Raw genomic sequence first — 15288 nt, forward strand, 5'->3', positions numbered from 1 at the left:
CGTCGGTGTCCCGGACCCTGGGTTCGGGAAGCCATATGAGGGAAGCCGCCACGGTGGGACCGGAGCCCCGGGCGACGGGCCTTCCCGTTGGTCGCATTGTTGGTCGCAGTGGCGTCCGTCCCCAGGGACGGGCGAGGATCGCACACAGAGTTGGTCAGGAGGGACGGGCCCCTACGGGGTAACCGGATAAATGGACGTGAAGCGCTATTTTCGCGGGCCGCTGCTGTGGATCCTGCTGTTCGGCCTCTTGGTCGCCCTCGTCATGTGGGGCGTCAACCCCGGCCGTTCGTTCGAGAAGGTCGACACATCCAAGGTCGTTCAGGAGATCAACGCGGGCCAGGTGAAGTCCGCCAAGATCATTGACAAGGACCAGCGGATCGAGCTGACGCTCACCAACGGCAAGCAGCAGCAGGCCTCCTGGGTCGAGGGCCAGGGCCTCCAGCTGCAGCAGCAGCTTCAGAACCAGGCCAACGCCGGCAAGCTGTCCGGCGGCTACAACGTTGATGTCCCGAAGCAGAGCTTCTTCCTTAACCTGCTGTTCAGCCTGCTGCCCATCGTGGTCATCGTGCTGATCTTCCTGTTCATCATGAACCAGATGCAGGGCGGCGGCTCGCGGGTGATGAACTTCGGCAAGTCCAAGGCCAAGCTCATCACCAAGGACACCCCGAAGACCACCTTCGCCGACGTGGCCGGGGCCGACGAGGCCCTGGAGGAGCTCGAAGAGATCAAGGACTTCCTGCAGAACCCGGCGAAGTTCCAGTCCATCGGCGCCAAGATCCCCAAGGGTGTGCTGCTGTACGGCCCGCCCGGCACCGGCAAGACGCTGCTGGCGCGCGCCGTCGCCGGCGAGGCGGGCGTGCCGTTCTACTCGATCTCCGGCTCGGACTTCGTCGAGATGTTCGTCGGCGTGGGCGCGTCCCGGGTCCGCGACCTGTTCGAGCAGGCCAAGACCAACGCCCCCTCGATCATCTTCATCGACGAGATCGACGCCGTCGGCCGGCACCGCGGCGCGGGCCTCGGCGGCGGCCACGACGAGCGCGAGCAGACCCTCAACCAGCTGCTGGTCGAGATGGACGGGTTCGACGTCAAGGGCGGCGTGATCCTGATCGCCGCGACGAACCGTCCCGACATCCTCGACCCGGCGCTGCTGCGTCCCGGCCGCTTCGACCGCCAGGTCACCGTTGACCGTCCCGACCTGGAGGGCCGCAAGGGCATCCTGCGCGTGCACGGCCGCGGCAAGCCGTTCGCGCAGGACGTCGACCTCGACGTGATCGCGCGCCGCACGCCGGGCTTCACCGGCGCCGACCTGGCCAACGTGATCAACGAGGCGGCGCTGCTCACCGCGCGCTTCGACCGCAAGCTGATCGACATGGACACCCTGGAGGAGTCCATCGACCGCGTCATGGCCGGTCCGGAGCGCAAGACCCGGGTGATGTCGGAGAAGGAAAAGAAGATCATCGCCTACCACGAGGGCGGCCACGCCCTGGTGGCTCACGCGCTGCCGAACTCCGACCCGGTGCACAAGGTGACGATCCTTCCGCGCGGACGGGCCCTGGGTTACACCATGACCCTCCCGATGGAGGACAAGTTCCTCACGACCCGTTCGGAGATGACCGACCAGCTCGCCATGCTGCTGGGCGGCCGCACCGCCGAGGAACTGGTCTTCCACGAGCCGACCACCGGCGCGGCCAACGACATCGAGAAGGCCAGCTCCATCGCCCGCAACATGGTGACCGAGTACGGCATGAGCGAGCGCCTCGGCGCGCGCAAGTTCGGCACCGGGCAGGGCGAGGTCTTCCTCGGCCGCGACATGGGCCACGAGCGCGACTACTCCGAGGACATCGCCTCCGCGATCGACGACGAGGTCCGGCGCTACATCGAGGGCGCGCACGACACGGCGTGGGAGATCCTCGTCGAGTACCGGGACGTCCTGGACGAGCTCGTCGTCAACCTGATGGAGAAGGAGACGCTGTCCAAGCAGCAGGTGCTGGAGATCTTCGCGCCGATCCAGAAGCGGCCGCACCAGAACTCCTACACCGGCTACGGCAAGCGCCTCCCGTCCGACCGTCCGCCGGTGCTCACGCCCAAGGAGCTGGCCCTGCTCGGCCCGCAGGACGTCGCCGACCTGACCAAGAACAACGGCCAGAGCGGCGTCACCTCTGAGGCCGTCGACCCGGCCCCGGGCGAGAGCTGACGGCCTTGGCGATCCCGTACGACGAGGCGCCGATCGAGAACGACCCGCCGGGCGAGACCCTGCACGGCGGGCGTTTCGACCACGCGCGCATCGAGAAGGCCGTGCGCGAGATCCTGATCGGCATCGGGGAGGACCCCGAGCGCGACGGGCTGCGCGACACCCCCGCCAGGGTGGCGCGCGCGTACGCCGAGCAGTTCGCGGGTCTGCGCCAGAAGCCCGAGGACGCGCTGACCACGGTGTTCGACGCCGACCATGAGGAAATGGTCCTGGTGAAGGACATCGAGGTGTACTCCGTTTGCGAGCATCACCTGGTGCCTTTCCACGGGGTCGCGCACGTGGGCTACACGCCCAACAAGAAGGGCCAGATCACCGGTCTGTCGAAGCTGGCCCGGCTGGTGGACGTGTACGCGCGCCGGCCGCAGGTGCAGGAGCGCCTCACCAGCCAGGTGGCCGACGCGATGATGACGGTGCTGGAGCCCCGCGGCGCGATCGTGGTGATCGAGGCCGAGCATCTGTGCATGACGATGCGCGGGGTGCGGAAGCCGGGCGCCAAGACGGTCACGTCGGCGGTGCGCGGCGACTTCCGGGACCACCCCGAGACGCGGTCCGAGGCGATGAGCCTGATTCTCGGCCGCTGACGGGCACTCGGGCTCCCCGAGTCCGCCTGAACGTCTGAACGGGCCTCAGCGTCAAGCTGAGGCCCGTTCTGCTGCTTCCGGAGAGGGTATGCCGGACGGATGAGGCGGTTGGAGGGCCGCTCCGGCGGGTCGATCGCAAGGCATAGGGTTGGGTGACATGACCAGTGCCGCCGTTCCGGGGCTGCCCGAGCCAGGGCGGTGCCTCGTCATGGGCGTGGTCAACGTGACCCCCGACTCCTTCTCCGACGGCGGAGCTTGGTTCGACCCGGAGAAAGCGGTCCGCCACGGGCTCGATCTCGTGGGCGAGGGCGCCGACATCGTGGACGTGGGCGGCGAGTCGACGCGGCCTGGTGCGCAGCGTGTGTCCCAGGAAGAGGAACTGCGCCGCGTGGTTCCGGTCATTGAGGCGCTCGTGGCCGAGAACGTCCCCGTGAGCGTCGACACCATGCGCGCCGAGGTCGCCGAGGCCGCGGTCGGCGCGGGCGCGCGGCTGGTGAACGACGTGAGCGGCGGCTTGGCCGACCCGGATATGCCGCGTGTGGTGGCCGCCGCGGGTGTGCCCTACGTGGTGATGCACTGGCGCGGCCACAGCCATGACATGTACAACCGCGCCATCTACACGGACGTGGTTCGTGAGGTGCGCGACGAACTGCTGCACAGGGTCGACGCCGTGCTGGGGGAGGGCGTCGATCCGTCGATGATCGTGCTCGACCCTGGGCTGGGCTTCGCCAAGAACCCGGAGACGGGGCACAACTGGTCGCTGCTTGCCCATCTCGACGCGTTCACTGGTCTCGGCTACCCCGTCCTGGTGGGCGCGTCCCGCAAGGGGTTCCTGACGCGGCTCCTTGCGGAACCGGACGGGACGCGCCGTCCGTTCGGCGAATGCGATGACGCGACCGTGGCCATCACGTCTCTCGTTGCGGCCGCCGGGGCATGGTGCGTAAGGGTGCACAGGGTCCGGCCCAACGCGGACGCGGTACGGGTGGCGGCCGCGATGCGCGCGGTGCGTCTGGCCGGCCCCGACAGCGTGAGCCAGGAAAGCGCGAGCAAAGGCAGTGCTATCAAGGACAGCGCTACCAAGGACAGCAACGACGACGCCAGTAACGACGACGGGAGTCCCCGCCTATGAGCCGTGCCGTGAACCGCGCCGACGTGGACGAGGTCCATGCCGAGTTCTACGCCGCGTTCGAGGCCGGTGACTTCGACCGCATGTCGGCGGTCTGGGCGGACGGCCCGTACGCCGACGGCGTCTCCTGCGTCCACCCCGGCTGGACGATGCTGCGGGGACGAGAGGCTGTCCTGCGATCGTGGGCGCTCATCATGGCCAACACGTCCTACATCCAGTTCGTGCTCACCGACGTGGAGACGGACGTGTACGGCGACCACGCCGTGGTGACGTGCAAGGAGAACATCCTGACCGCCGACGAGGACACCGAAGCAGGGTTCCTCGCCGGTGGAAGCATCGTGGCGACGAACGTGTTCGTACGGGCGGGTGGGGAGTGGCGGCTTCTGCTTCACCACGGCTCCCCCGTCCTCAACGTCGTGGATGCAGAGGAAGAATGACTCTCGACCGCATCGAGTTGCGCGGGCTCCGGGCGCGGGGCCGCCACGGGTGCCTGCCTGCCGAGCGCGACCTGGGCCAGGAGTTCGTCGTGGACGCCGTCCTCGGCCTCGACACGCGCCCCGCCGCGGAAGGCGACGACCTCTCGCGTACCGTCGACTACGGAACGCTCGCCGGCCGGCTGGTCGCCGCCGTGGAGGGGGAGCCCCTGAACCTCCTGGAAACGCTGGCCGACCGGCTGGCGAAGATATGTCTGGAAGATCGACTGGTGTCCGAGGTCGAGATCACCGTCCACAAGCCGAGCGCCCCGATCCCGCACCCCTTCGCCGACGTCGCCGTGAAGATCACGAGGAGTCGCCCATGACAGCGTCCGACCGCATGCCCGACCGCACCGCCACCGGTGGGCACATGCTGGTCCAGCACCGTGTCGTGTTCTCGATCGGCAGCAACCTCGGGGACCGGCTGGACAACATCCAGGAGGCGGTCGACGCCCTGTTCGACGCGCCAGGGCTGAGTTTCGTGGCGTTCTCCCCGGTCTACGAGACCGCCCCCTACGCGCCGCCCGGCGAGAGCATCCCGGAGCAGGGCGACTTCCTGAACATCGTGCTCATCGCCGACACGCGGCTGCCCCCGGAGAACCTGCTGGAGCGGGTCCTGAACATCGAGAACTCGATGCGCCGCGAACGCCTGGTCCGCTGGGGCCCCCGCACCCTCGACATCGACCTCGTGACCTTCGGCGACATCACGTCCGACGACCCCGATCTGACGCTCCCGCACCCGCGCGCGCACGAGCGCGCGTTCGTCCTCGTCCCGTGGGCCGACATCGAGCCCGACGTGCTGCTGGCCGGGCACGGTCGCGTGGGAGACCTGGCCGAGGCCAAGCAGGCGGAGGGCGGCCCGTCGGCATGCCGCCGGCGTGACGACCTGGTTCTGCAGCAGCCTGCATGAAGCCGTCCCGCCCCCTGTTCCTCGTCGCCCTCGTGGTCGTCATAGGGGTCATCACTTGGGCGGTGCTGCGTTCTGCCTATCTGTCGCTGCCCCCGCTGCCGTGGACCGCGGTGCCGACGCTGCTGCTGCTCGCCCTCGGTGAGGCCTTCACAGGGTTGAACGTCCTGCGCCGCATTCGCCGCAAGCCCTCCAGCGGACGCGCGGCGGACTCCGCCCGCAAGCCGGGGAAGCCTCTGGATCCCCTGGCGGTGGCGCGCCTGGCGGCCCTGGGGAAGGCCAGTGCGCATTCCGCGGCGGTCATCGCGGGCGTGTTCGGCGGCTTCGCCGTCAGCCTCTCCGCGTCGCTGGAGAAGTCGACGCCCCGCCACGACTTCTTCGTGAGCGGCGGCACCTTCCTCGCGGCCATCGTGCTGGTGGCGGCGGCGTTCTTCCTGGAGTACGCGTGCCGGGTTCCGAAGGGACCGGACGACGAGCAGCGCGACCAACCCGGCGCGTCCCGGGCCTGAGGTCCGTCGGGGGTCGCGGCGCCGGGTGACTTGCGGGCTTCGCGCTACTTGTCGATGTCGCCGACGACGAAGAACATCGAGCCCAGAATGGCGATCATGTCGGCGACCAGGGTGCCGGGCAGCAGTTCCGCGAGCACCTGGATGTTGTTGAACGACGCGGACCGCAGTTTCATCCGCCACGGTGTCTTCTCGCCCCGCGACACCAGGTAGTACCCGTTGATGCCCAGCGGGTTCTCCGTCCAGGCGTAGGTGTGTCCCTCCGGCACCTTCAGAACCTTCGGCAGCCGTTGGTTGATGGGGCCGGGCGGGAGGTCGGCGAGGCGGTCCAGGCAGGCGTCCGCGAGGTCCAGGGAAGCGTGCACCTGGTCGAGCAGGCATTCGAAGCGGGCCAGGCAGTCGCCCTCCGACCGGGTGACCACGCGGACGTCCAGTTCGCCGTAGGCGAGGTAGGGCTCGTCCCGGCGCAGGTCGAAGTCCACGCCGGACGCGCGCGCGATGGGCCCGGACACCCCGTACTGCAGGATCTGCTCCTGGGTGAGGACGCCGACCCCCCTGGTACGGGCCCGGAAGATCTCGTTGCCAATGATGAGGTCGTCGATGTCGCCCATGCGGGCGCGCACCTCGGAGACCGCCGCCCGCGCGCGCGCCGTCCAACCGGCGGGCAGCTCGTCCTTCAGCCCGCCGACACGGTTGAACATGTAGTGCATGCGTCCACCGGAGATCTCCTCCATGACGCGTTGCAGGACCTCACGCTCGCGGAACGCGTAGAAGATCGGGGTGATGGCGCCCACTTCCAGCGGGTAGGAGCCCAGGAACATCAGGTGGTTGAGGATCCGGTTCAGCTCTGCCAGCAGCGTCCTCGCCCACACCGCGCGTAGGGGGACCTCCATGCCGAGCATGCGTTCGACGGCCAGAACGACGCCGAGTTCGCTGGAGAACGCCGACAGCCAGTCGTGCCGGTTCGCCAGGACGATGATCTGCCGGAAGTCGCGGACCTCGAACAGCTTCTCCGCTCCCCGGTGCATGTAGCCCACGATGGGCTCCGCCGCCGAGATGCGTTCGCCGTCCAAGGTGAGCTTCAGCCGGAGCACGCCGTGCGTGGACGGGTGCTGGGGGCCGATGTTCAGGGTCATGTCCTCGGTGGCGAGCTCTTTGGCGCCCGCACCGATCCCGACGATCCGTTCGGTGGTCATGGTCGCGCCTCCGCCACTCCGATCACTGCTTCATGGTCCCATGGCGAGCGGTAGTCGTTATCCGATTGACTAGGGGGCAATGAACGCGAGCCACGGCGAACCGCCGTTCGATCCCGCCGCGCATCCCGGACAGCAGGGCGCGGTGCGTCCGCCCGTGCCGTCCGGTCCGGGCCACGGCGGTCAGCCACCTGGTCAGGGCCAGACAGGGGCACCATACCCGCCGCAGCAGGGGCCGCCCATCTACCAGGCGGACCAGGCCTTCGCGCCTGGTGCCGGCCTTCACTGGTCGCCCATCTCCAAACGCCATGCCTGGCACAGGCTTCTCACCGCGGTCCTGTGGGCGATTCCCGTGGGTGGCGTTGGCGCTTTCATCGTGTGGAGGAACGGCACCGTGGTCGCGGCGTCCATGTGGGTCGTCGCCGTCGTCCTCGGGGTCATCCTCACCTGGGTTGTCGCGGAGCTGGACCGCAGGGCCTACGGCTATGCCGAGCGTGGCGACGACCTCATCGTGACCCACGGCGTCCTCGTCCGGCGGCTCATCGTGGTCCCGTACGGGCGGATGCAGTTCGTGGACGTCACCGCCGGGCTTCTGGAGCGGTGGATGGGTGTCGCCACCGTCCGCATGCACACTGCCGCCGCGGCTACGGACGCGACGATTCCGGGACTGCCCACTGCGGAGGCCGCGCTCCTGCGTGACCGTCTCGCGCAGAAGGGCGAGGAGCGGGGCATGGGCCTATGAACGGCCCCTACGGCCCGTATGGCCCGCCTGGACGATCCGGCCCGCCCGGCCCGCCTGGACAACCGGGCCCGCCTGGTCCACATGGACAACCGGGCCCGCCCGGACCGCCTGGACCCGCGGGCCCCTATGGTCGCCCTGCGGGACCGCCCTACCCGCCGCCCCGTCCCGGCTTCGGCCCGCCACGTCCGCCGTATGCGTACGGACCGCCCCAGGCGCAACGCCCACCGATCCGCTTCTCGGAGGGCACGCACAGGCTCCACTGGGCAACGGCCCCGCTTCGCGCGTTCGTCTTCCTCATCATCTACTTCGTCCTGCTCGGCTTCCCCCTCCTGCTGACCCAGACCAGCAGCGGCATCACCCTGGCGCTCACGCCGGAGGTGATCCTGAGGTTCATCCTCGTGACCATCCCCATGGGACTGATCGCAGTAGGAACCGGCCTGTGGACCTGGCTTGCCCTGCGTTTCCGTGTCGACAACGACGACCTCGTCGTCGAAACCGGCATCCTCCGTAAGAACGCGCGCCGCATCCCGCTTTCGCGGATCCAGGCCATCGACGTCGTGCGTCCGCTGGTGACGCGGGTGTTCGCGCTTTCTGAAGTGCGCGTGGAGCTGGCAGGGGGCGAGCAGAGCGAAATCGCCCTCCGCTACCTGGGCCGGCAGTCGGCGCAACAGCTGCGTGCCGAACTCCTCGCCCGCGCGGCCGGGCTCCCGGGCCAAACTCCGGAAGCGCCTGAACGGCACCTGTGGCGCGTACCGTTCGGCACTCTGCTGGGGTCGCTCATCGTGCGGCTGCCCGTCCTGGGGACGGTGCTGCTCTTCCTCGCGTCGCTCATCTTCCTGGTGATGTACGCGGAGGGCGGCATCCTGGCCGTCACCATCCCGGTCCTGCTCGGCCTCATCCGAGCCGTGATCGCACCTCTGGTCATGTACGCCAACTTCACGGTCGCGATGTCACCGGACGGGATCCGCCTGCGCTACGGCCTGCTGGAGACCCGGATGCAGACGCTTCCGCCGGGCCGCGTCCAGGCCGTCAGCATCGTCGAACCGTTGATCTGGCGGAGCCTGGGCTGGGCCCGCGTCGACGTCACCGTCGCCGGATACGCGGGCGAGCGCCAGGCGCTCTCGTCGACCCTTCTCCCCGTCGCCCCGCGCCAAGTCGCCATGCACCTCGTGTCGCAGGTCTTCCCGGGGACGCAGGTGGACTCGGTCGCTCTCGTCCCCGCGTCGTCCAAGACCGTGTCGATCGAGCATGCGGACGGCGCCGGCACCGACGACGTGGTCTTCGTGACCCGGCACGGATGGCCCTGCCGCCGCACGGACGTGATCGCCCACGCGCGCGCGCAGAGCGTCAGGCTGACCGTGAACCCCTTCCAGCGCCTGCTGGGCCTGGCGACCGTCCACGTGGACGCGCCTCCGGGGCCGGTCCAGGTGGCCGCGGCGGACCGCGAGCTGGGCGAGGCCCGCGCGATCGTGGAGTCCACCGTGAGCCGAGCCCTCGCCGCCCGCCGCGCCGGTGGCGGCGACCCCACCCACTGGGCCCGCTGACGACTTATCCACAGGATCGCGTTCTCCTTCCGCGCCCCCCGGCGCCCTCCGACGATGGAACACGTCGGCCCGCCCGAGGGGGGAGGGCGGGCCGACCCCGCCCGGGAGCGAACGCGATCACGTGGAAGGAGGCGCCCCGATGGGACTTCGCAGGCGCTTGATCATCAGCCTTGATCCGATCATCGAGTTCGCCCGGAGCGGCTGGAACCGCCCGGGCCGGCGCTCGCTGATCGGCCGCATCATCCGCCGGCGCCGAGACATCTCTCGACGGCACCGGGCTCACGGCCCCACCTCAGGCATGGGCAGGATGCCGGAGAGCCGCACCCGTGTCCGACCGGGCCTTGGAGGCGATACGCCTGCCATGGGGGCCGTCACCCGTGCTCGGTTGCTCGGCCCCGCCCCAGTCGACCGCAAAGGGCACATATCGTCGGTTCATGAGCGACCTGGCCTACGACCCCTGGTCCGCCGAATTCGTGGCGGACCCGTATCCGGTGTTCGAGCGGCTCCGCGCCGAGCAACCGGTGTTCTTCCACGAACCCACCGGCCAGTGGGTGATCAGCCGCTACGAGGACGTCGACGGGCTGCTGCGCGACCGTCGCCTCGGGCGGTCGTACCTGCACATCGCGAGCCACGAGGAGTTCGGGCAGGAGCCGGAGCCCGACTTCCTCAAACCCTTCTGGGATCTCATCCGCGCCGGGATGCTCGACGTGGAGCCGCCCACCCACACGCGGTTGCGGCGCCTGGTGTCCAAGGCGTTCACGGCCCGCATGGTGGAGGGCCTGCGTCCGATGATCCGGCGCCTCGCCGAGGAGCTCGCGACGGGGCTCGCCGACAGGGGCGGCGGCGACCTGCTCGCCGAGATCGCCGAGCCGCTGCCGGTGAACGTGATCGCCGAGATGCTGGGCGTCCCCGTCGAAGACCGGCACCTGCTGCGCCCCTGGTCGGCCGACATCTGCGGCATGTACGAGCTGAACCCGCCCGAGGAGGTCCAGCGGACCGCCGTCCGTGCGGCCGTGGAGTTCTCCGACTACCTTCGCGACCTCGCCCGCGCCCGGCGGAGCGAGCCGGGTGACGACCTCATCACCGCCCTGGCCCACGTCGTTGACGAGGGCGACCGGCTCACCGAGGACGAGCTGATCGGCACCTGCGTCCTGCTCCTCAACGCGGGCCACGAGGCCACGGTGAACGCGACGGGCAACGGCTGGTGGACGCTGTTCCGCAACCCCGGCCAGCTGGAGCGCCTCCGCTCCGACCCGTCGCTCGTGCCCACCGCGGTCGAGGAACTGCTGCGCTACGACACCCCGGCGCCCATGTTCGAACGATGGGTGCTGGAGGACATCAGGGTCGCCGGCGTCGACATCCCGCGTGGCGCCGAGGTCGCCCTCCAGTTCGCGTCCGCCAACCGTGACCCGGAGGTGTTCGTCGACCCGAACCGGCTCGACCTGGGCCGCGACCCGAACCCGCACATCACCTTCGGCCTCGGCATCCACTACTGCCTGGGCGCCCCCCTGGCCCGCATCGAAATGACCGAGTCATTCGGCGCGCTCTTGCGCGCAACCCCCGCCCTACGCCTCACCACCGAACCAGAGTGGAAGCCCGGCTACGTCCTAAGAGGCCTGACCGCCCTACACGTAGAGCGCTAACCAACCCAGGCCCGCCCCACCCCCCCGCACGCACGACCCAAGCCGCCGCACACGCGGCTCAAGCCACCCCGCACGTGGTCCAAGCCGCTGTGCAGGTGGTCCAAGCCGCTGCGCGCGTGGTCCAAGCCGCTGCGCGCGTGGCTCAAGCCGCTGCGCACGTGGCTGGCGACTCTTTGAAGTGGCCGAGGTCCGTCGACTTCATCGAGGCGATGCCGCGAACCCAACGGCAAGCTCCTCAAGCGCAAGCTCAGGGACCCGTACTGGAAGGACCGCGACGGTGCCATCTGACACGGCGCCCGTCGAGAACGCGCCCGCCGACGCCGGGCCGCCCGAGCCGAACCACGTCCTGGAGTTGAGCTGGAGGGGGAGCTTGGTGAAGTCTGCGTGGCTTGTTGGAGAAGGCGCTTTTTGCGGGTGGCGCTGGTCTGTGGCGGTGAGGCTTGCGGGAACGGTGTCGATTCCGGCGGCGTGGCTTCGACTGTGGCGGTCGTGGGGTTGGGTGGGTCGGTGACCAAGGGGGGTTGGGGGGCGATGGCTTCTGGGGCGGGCTGAGTTGGCGGCCGGTTCGGGGTGGATGGTCTTTGCGGGTGGTTCTGGGTCCGGGGTTAGGTGGGGTGGGTTAGGAGGGTGGGGAGGGGGATGTTGGTGGTCTGGGTCAGCCAGCCGAAGCCGCCCAGGCCTGAGGGGTCGGTCAGTTCGGCGTCTTCGCCCGCGTGACAGAGGGCGGCCACGTAGGCGCGCGGGTCCCGGTGGGCCAGGTCGAGGGGTGGGCGGGTTCCCGAGAGGCCCAGGGCGCGGAGGGCCTCGCGCTGGGTCGTCAGGAGGCTGGAGGTCGCGCCGGCGCGGCGGCCGGCGACCAGGCAGGCGTCGAGTGCGACATGGGCGGTGACGTCGCACGATCCGTCCGGGACGGCGGGGACGGTCGCGCCGTCGCGGTAGCCGGTCAGCGTCCCGTAGACGGGGCGGGACTCGCGGGAGTGCGAGTAGTCGACGGCGAGCGCGAGCCCGGCGGACAGGCGGCCGATCACGGAGGCCCAGGCCGCGCAGCGCGGGTGCCCGATCTCGGCGCGGTCGCCGGGTTCGGCGAGCGGCCACCACAGATCCAGCCAGCCGGTGTCTTCGGCGGACGGCGGCGGCCCCGGCCGCTCGGTGCCGCTGAAGGGGTCGACCAGCACGGTCCGGACGCCCTCGGGGGTGCGTTCCACCACGTCCAGCGGCACGTTGTCGAGCCACTCGTTCGCGACGGCGAGGCCGGTGATGCGGGCGGGCAGGTCGGGGCGCCAGACGATCCGGGACGGGACGTCGGCGGGGCGCGGCGCGAGTTCCACCGCCGTCGGGACGAGCCGGGCCTCCAGATCCGGCGGCACGCAGGCCAGGATGTTGCCGAGAAGGCGGCCGGAGCCGGCGCCGATGTCGACCACGTCGAGCCGGTCGGGGTGGCCGAGCAGGGCGTCGACCTCGACCAGCAGGCGGGCGATGGCGGCGGCGAACCGCGGCGAGGCGTGCACCGAGGTGCGGAAGTGCTCGGCGGGGCGTTCGCGCCGGTAGAAACCGTCCTCTCCGTACAGGGCCCGCTCCATCGCGGTGCGCCACGTCAGCCATCCGGAAACCAGCGACTCCACGACTGCGACGTTACCGTGGGTGGCGGGCCATCCTTGCGGTGGACGCGGGTCCGACCTGCGGCTGATCCGGGAGTGACCTGCGGGTACGTACGCTGTCGGCATGGTGGCGAGCGCATGGGAGTGGCTGCGGGGCAAGAAGCCGCTCGTCGACGCCTTCTTCGCGCTGCCGGTCGTGTTCTTCTCGGTGCCGTCGCTGCTGGTGGGGCCGAGCGGGATCGGCGCCGGGCCCTACGTGCTGCTGACCTTCGCGCTGGCGGGGCCGCTGGTGCTGCGCAGGACGTTCCCCCGGACGGTCTTCGCCGTCGTCGCGCTGGTCTCCTGCGTCCAGTGCGTGGTGGGGCAGATCCCGGTGCCGGCGAACGTGGCGGTCCTGATGGGGCTCTACACGGTCGCGGCCGGGTGCACGTTCCGCTGGGGGCTCGCGGCGGCCCTGATCGGCGAGGTGGGCGCGGTCATGGTCACCTACCGCTACCCGAGCGGCGCCGATGACCGGAAGTTCACGTTCGTCATGATGACGGTGCTGGTGGCGGGCGTGTACGTCCTCGGCCTGCACATGCGCACGCGGCGGGCGTACCTGCGTTCGGTGGAGGAGCGGGCCGAGCGGCTGGAGCGCGAGCGTGACAACGAGGTCAAGGTGGCGATGGCGGCCGAGCGCGCCCGTATCGCCCGGGAACTGCACGATGTGGTGGCCCACAACGTCAGCGTGATCGTGGTGCAGGCGGACGGCGCGTCCTACGCCATCGACACCGACGTGGGGCGGGCTCGGCAGGCGCTCGACACGATCTCCACGACGGGGCGGCTGGCGCTCGCGGAGATGCGGCGGCTCCTCGGCGTGCTGCGAGAGGACGACGACGCGGGGGCGTACGCGCCGCAGCCGGGCGTGGCGCAACTGGACGAGCTGGTCGAACAGGTCCGCGCGGCCGGGCTGCCGGTGGAGTTCGAGGTCGACGGCGACCCCGAGGCCATGTCGGAGGGGCGCCAGCTCACCGTCTACCGGATCGTCCAGGAGGCGCTGACCAACACGCTCAAGCATGGTGGCCCGCGGGTGAGCGTGTCGGTGCGGCTGTCCTACTCCGGCGACGCGCTGGAGATCCGGGTGGTCGACGACGGCCGCGGGGCGGCCGCGCCCGACGACGGCCGCGGCCACGGGCTGGCGGGGATGCGCGAACGCGTCGCCGTGTACGGCGGCACGGTCACCGCCGCCCCGCGCACCGGCGGCGGTTTCGAAGTGGCGGCGGTCCTCCCGGTGCGCGAGGAGGTCGCCGCGTGACCGGCGGCGGGCGTGACCAGGGCTTGCGGCGTCCCTCGCCGGGTGTGCGGGGAGTCGCGGACAGGGAGATGGCATGACGGACGTGGCGGCCCCCATCCGGGTGGTGCTCGTGGACGATCAGGAGCTGGTGCGGGCCGGGTTCAGGATGGTGCTGGACGCGCAGCCCGACATCGAGGTCGCCGGGGAGGCCGGGGACGGGTTGCAGGCGCTGGACCTGCTGCGGAACACGCGGGCGGACGTGGTGCTGATGGACGTCCGAATGCCGCGGATGGACGGGATCGAGGCGACGCGGCAGGTGGTGGCGCGGTCCGGGCCGAAGGTCGTCATCCTGACCACGTTCGACCTGGACGAGTACGCGTTCGCCGCGATCAAGGCGGGCGCGGGCGGGTTCCTGCTGAAGGACGCGGGGCCGGCGCAGCTCATCGAGGCGATCAAGGCGGTGCACTCGGGGGACGCGGTGGTGGCGCCGAGCACGACCAAGCGGCTGCTGGACCGGTTCGCGGTGCATCTGCCGGACGCCGAGGAGAAGGCGGTCGGGGCGCTGGAGAGCCTGACCGACCGGGAGAACGAGGTGCTGCGGCTCGTCGCGCGCGGGATGTCGAACGCGGAGATCGCCGGTCGGCTCTACGTCTCGGAGGCCACGGTGAAGACCCATATGGGGCGGATCCTGATGAAGCTCGGCGTGCGCGACCGGGTGCAGGCCGTCGTGTTCGCTTACGAGACAGGTCTGGTCAAAAGCGGTCAGACCGGCCCATCCGCATAATGCCTTGATCAGTCCATGATCATCATTTGGCGGCATCCTGGGCCGCCCATTCGATCTTCCTTAACGTAGCCGGGTAACTACCGTACGCGACGCCGTTCTCAGCGGGCGACGTCGGCAATGTCACCTCGGGCACTGCTAAGCCCAACGTACGGGAGGACTCTCGTGTTCAAGAAGCTTGCCGCCACCGGCATCCTCGGCTTCGCCATCGCCGGCTCCGCCCTCGCAGCGGCGCCCGCGTACGCCGCCACCTACGGTGGCGGGTGGGATGACCACGGCAAGGGCCACCACCATGACAAGGGTCACCACGGCAAGGACCACGACGAGAACTGGTTCAGCCACAACAGCACCAGCGGCAACTTCGGGATTCTCAACGGGACCCAGGTGATCGCGCCGATCTCGGTGCCCATCGACGTCTGCGGCAACGCCATCGCCGTCGTCGGCGGTGCGAGCGCCCACTGCAAGGGCGGCGCGTCCGTCAACTACGGGCACTGACACGCACTGGACGGGCCTGCCACCCGTCTTCGAGGCGCCGGAGACCGACGATGTCTCCGGCGCCTTCGCCGTCCGGCCCCGCTCCGGCCGGCTCTACGAGCGTCAGGGCGGGCGCCATGGGGGCCTCGGGCAGGGTCGGCGGGTGGAGGGACGGACGGGTACGACTCAGGTCGTA

Annotated in this window: 15 protein-coding genes; 13 read left to right on the forward strand and 2 right to left on the reverse strand. The window is 70.1% G+C overall.

The annotated features are described in order from the left end of the window. Positions 1 to 190 precede the first annotated feature (190 nt). From ftsH to AB0C87_RS08025, 7 genes are all read left to right on the forward strand, one after another. Positions 191 to 2194, forward strand: coding sequence for an ATP-dependent zinc metalloprotease FtsH (gene ftsH, locus AB0C87_RS07995; protein ID WP_345179752.1), 2004 nt, complete (start codon positions 191 to 193; stop codon positions 2192 to 2194). 32 nt (positions 2195 to 2226) lie between these two features. Beyond that, the gene (gene folE / locus AB0C87_RS08000; protein ID WP_345179801.1) at positions 2227 to 2832 is read left to right on the forward strand and encodes a GTP cyclohydrolase I FolE; all 606 of its coding nucleotides are present in this window, start codon (positions 2227 to 2229) and stop codon (positions 2830 to 2832) included. 157 nt (positions 2833 to 2989) lie between these two features. Continuing rightward, positions 2990 to 3961, forward strand: a complete 972-nt coding sequence (folP, locus tag AB0C87_RS08005; RefSeq protein ID WP_360576879.1) for a dihydropteroate synthase — start codon at positions 2990 to 2992, stop codon at positions 3959 to 3961. Continuing rightward, complete coding sequence (locus AB0C87_RS08010) at positions 3958 to 4395, forward strand: nuclear transport factor 2 family protein (protein WP_141580195.1); 438 nt, start codon at positions 3958 to 3960, stop codon at positions 4393 to 4395. Before folP ends, AB0C87_RS08010 begins: the two co-directional genes overlap by 4 nt. Beyond that, positions 4392 to 4757, forward strand: a complete 366-nt coding sequence (gene folB / locus AB0C87_RS08015) for a dihydroneopterin aldolase (RefSeq protein WP_185028816.1) — start codon at positions 4392 to 4394, stop codon at positions 4755 to 4757. The genes AB0C87_RS08010 and folB overlap by 4 nt, the downstream gene beginning before the upstream one ends. After that, complete coding sequence (folK, locus tag AB0C87_RS08020; protein WP_360576880.1) at positions 4754 to 5341, forward strand: 2-amino-4-hydroxy-6-hydroxymethyldihydropteridine diphosphokinase; 588 nt, start codon at positions 4754 to 4756, stop codon at positions 5339 to 5341. The genes folB and folK overlap by 4 nt, the downstream gene beginning before the upstream one ends. Beyond that, the gene (locus AB0C87_RS08025) at positions 5338 to 5847 is read left to right on the forward strand and encodes a DUF3180 domain-containing protein (protein WP_345179761.1); all 510 of its coding nucleotides are present in this window, start codon (positions 5338 to 5340) and stop codon (positions 5845 to 5847) included. The genes folK and AB0C87_RS08025 overlap by 4 nt, the downstream gene beginning before the upstream one ends. Before the next feature lie 44 nt (positions 5848 to 5891). Here the strand turns inward: AB0C87_RS08025 and AB0C87_RS08030 are convergent, their stop codons facing one another. After that, positions 5892 to 7040 (reverse strand): NADH-quinone oxidoreductase subunit D, encoded by a 1149-nt coding sequence (locus tag AB0C87_RS08030; protein WP_360576881.1) that lies wholly within the window; start codon positions 7038 to 7040, stop codon positions 5892 to 5894. A 391-nt stretch (positions 7041 to 7431) separates the two neighbouring features. Between AB0C87_RS08030 and AB0C87_RS08035 the strand changes: the two genes are divergently transcribed. The 3 genes from AB0C87_RS08035 (at position 7432) to AB0C87_RS08045 (ending at position 10966) form a co-directional block, all read left to right on the forward strand. Next, a complete protein-coding gene (locus AB0C87_RS08035) occupies positions 7432 to 7779 on the forward strand; it encodes a PH domain-containing protein (RefSeq protein WP_345179764.1) in 348 nt (115 codons plus the stop codon). Positions 7780 to 8177: 398 nt separating this feature from the next. Continuing rightward, positions 8178 to 9323, forward strand: a complete 1146-nt coding sequence (locus AB0C87_RS08040) for a PH domain-containing protein (protein ID WP_345179765.1) — start codon at positions 8178 to 8180, stop codon at positions 9321 to 9323. 434 nt (positions 9324 to 9757) lie between these two features. Continuing rightward, entirely contained in the window at positions 9758 to 10966 is a 1209-nt protein-coding gene (locus AB0C87_RS08045) for a cytochrome P450 (protein WP_360576882.1), read from the forward strand. Positions 10967 to 11571: 605 nt separating this feature from the next. Here AB0C87_RS08045 and AB0C87_RS08050 read toward each other — a convergent pair. Then, positions 11572 to 12588, reverse strand: coding sequence for an SAM-dependent methyltransferase (locus AB0C87_RS08050; RefSeq protein ID WP_360576883.1), 1017 nt, complete (start codon positions 12586 to 12588; stop codon positions 11572 to 11574). Positions 12589 to 12688: 100 nt separating this feature from the next. Here AB0C87_RS08050 and AB0C87_RS08055 point away from each other — a divergent pair, with 100 nt between their 5' ends. The 3 genes from AB0C87_RS08055 (at position 12689) to AB0C87_RS08065 (ending at position 15113) form a co-directional block, all read left to right on the forward strand. Next, entirely contained in the window at positions 12689 to 13858 is a 1170-nt protein-coding gene (locus tag AB0C87_RS08055) for a sensor histidine kinase (RefSeq protein ID WP_360576884.1), read from the forward strand. A 73-nt stretch (positions 13859 to 13931) separates the two neighbouring features. Beyond that, positions 13932 to 14621 carry a response regulator transcription factor gene (locus tag AB0C87_RS08060; RefSeq protein ID WP_345179770.1) on the forward strand — a complete coding sequence of 230 codons (690 nt, stop codon included), beginning with the start codon at positions 13932 to 13934 and terminating at the stop codon, positions 14619 to 14621. 162 nt (positions 14622 to 14783) lie between these two features. Further along, positions 14784 to 15113, forward strand: a complete 330-nt coding sequence (locus tag AB0C87_RS08065; RefSeq protein ID WP_345179772.1) for a chaplin family protein — start codon at positions 14784 to 14786, stop codon at positions 15111 to 15113. Positions 15114 to 15288 lie beyond the last annotated feature (175 nt).

The sequence above is a fragment of the Actinomadura sp. NPDC048021 genome (assembly GCF_040653135.1).
GTDB classification, from domain to species: domain Bacteria; phylum Actinomycetota; class Actinomycetes; order Streptosporangiales; family Streptosporangiaceae; genus Spirillospora; species Spirillospora verrucosospora.

What these genes read in the sequence shown, in the direction of transcription:
- ftsH (WP_345179752.1), top strand. Translation starts at nt 191, where the DNA reads ATGGACGTGAAGCGCTATTTTCGCGGGCCGCTGCTGTGGATCCTGCTG.
- folP (WP_360576879.1), top strand. Translation starts at nt 2,990, where the DNA reads ATGACCAGTGCCGCCGTTCCGGGGCTGCCCGAGCCAGGGCGGTGCCTC.
- AB0C87_RS08010 (WP_141580195.1), top strand. Translation starts at nt 3,958, where the DNA reads ATGAGCCGTGCCGTGAACCGCGCCGACGTGGACGAGGTCCATGCCGAG.
- folB (WP_185028816.1), top strand. Translation starts at nt 4,392, where the DNA reads ATGACTCTCGACCGCATCGAGTTGCGCGGGCTCCGGGCGCGGGGCCGC.
- folK (WP_360576880.1), top strand. Translation starts at nt 4,754, where the DNA reads ATGACAGCGTCCGACCGCATGCCCGACCGCACCGCCACCGGTGGGCAC.
- AB0C87_RS08025 (WP_345179761.1), top strand. Translation starts at nt 5,338, where the DNA reads ATGAAGCCGTCCCGCCCCCTGTTCCTCGTCGCCCTCGTGGTCGTCATA.
- AB0C87_RS08030 (WP_360576881.1), bottom strand. Translation starts at nt 7,040, where the DNA reads ATGACCACCGAACGGATCGTCGGGATCGGTGCGGGCGCCAAAGAGCTC.
- AB0C87_RS08045 (WP_360576882.1), top strand. Translation starts at nt 9,758, where the DNA reads ATGAGCGACCTGGCCTACGACCCCTGGTCCGCCGAATTCGTGGCGGAC.
- AB0C87_RS08055 (WP_360576884.1), top strand. Translation starts at nt 12,689, where the DNA reads ATGGTGGCGAGCGCATGGGAGTGGCTGCGGGGCAAGAAGCCGCTCGTC.
- AB0C87_RS08060 (WP_345179770.1), top strand. Translation starts at nt 13,932, where the DNA reads ATGACGGACGTGGCGGCCCCCATCCGGGTGGTGCTCGTGGACGATCAG.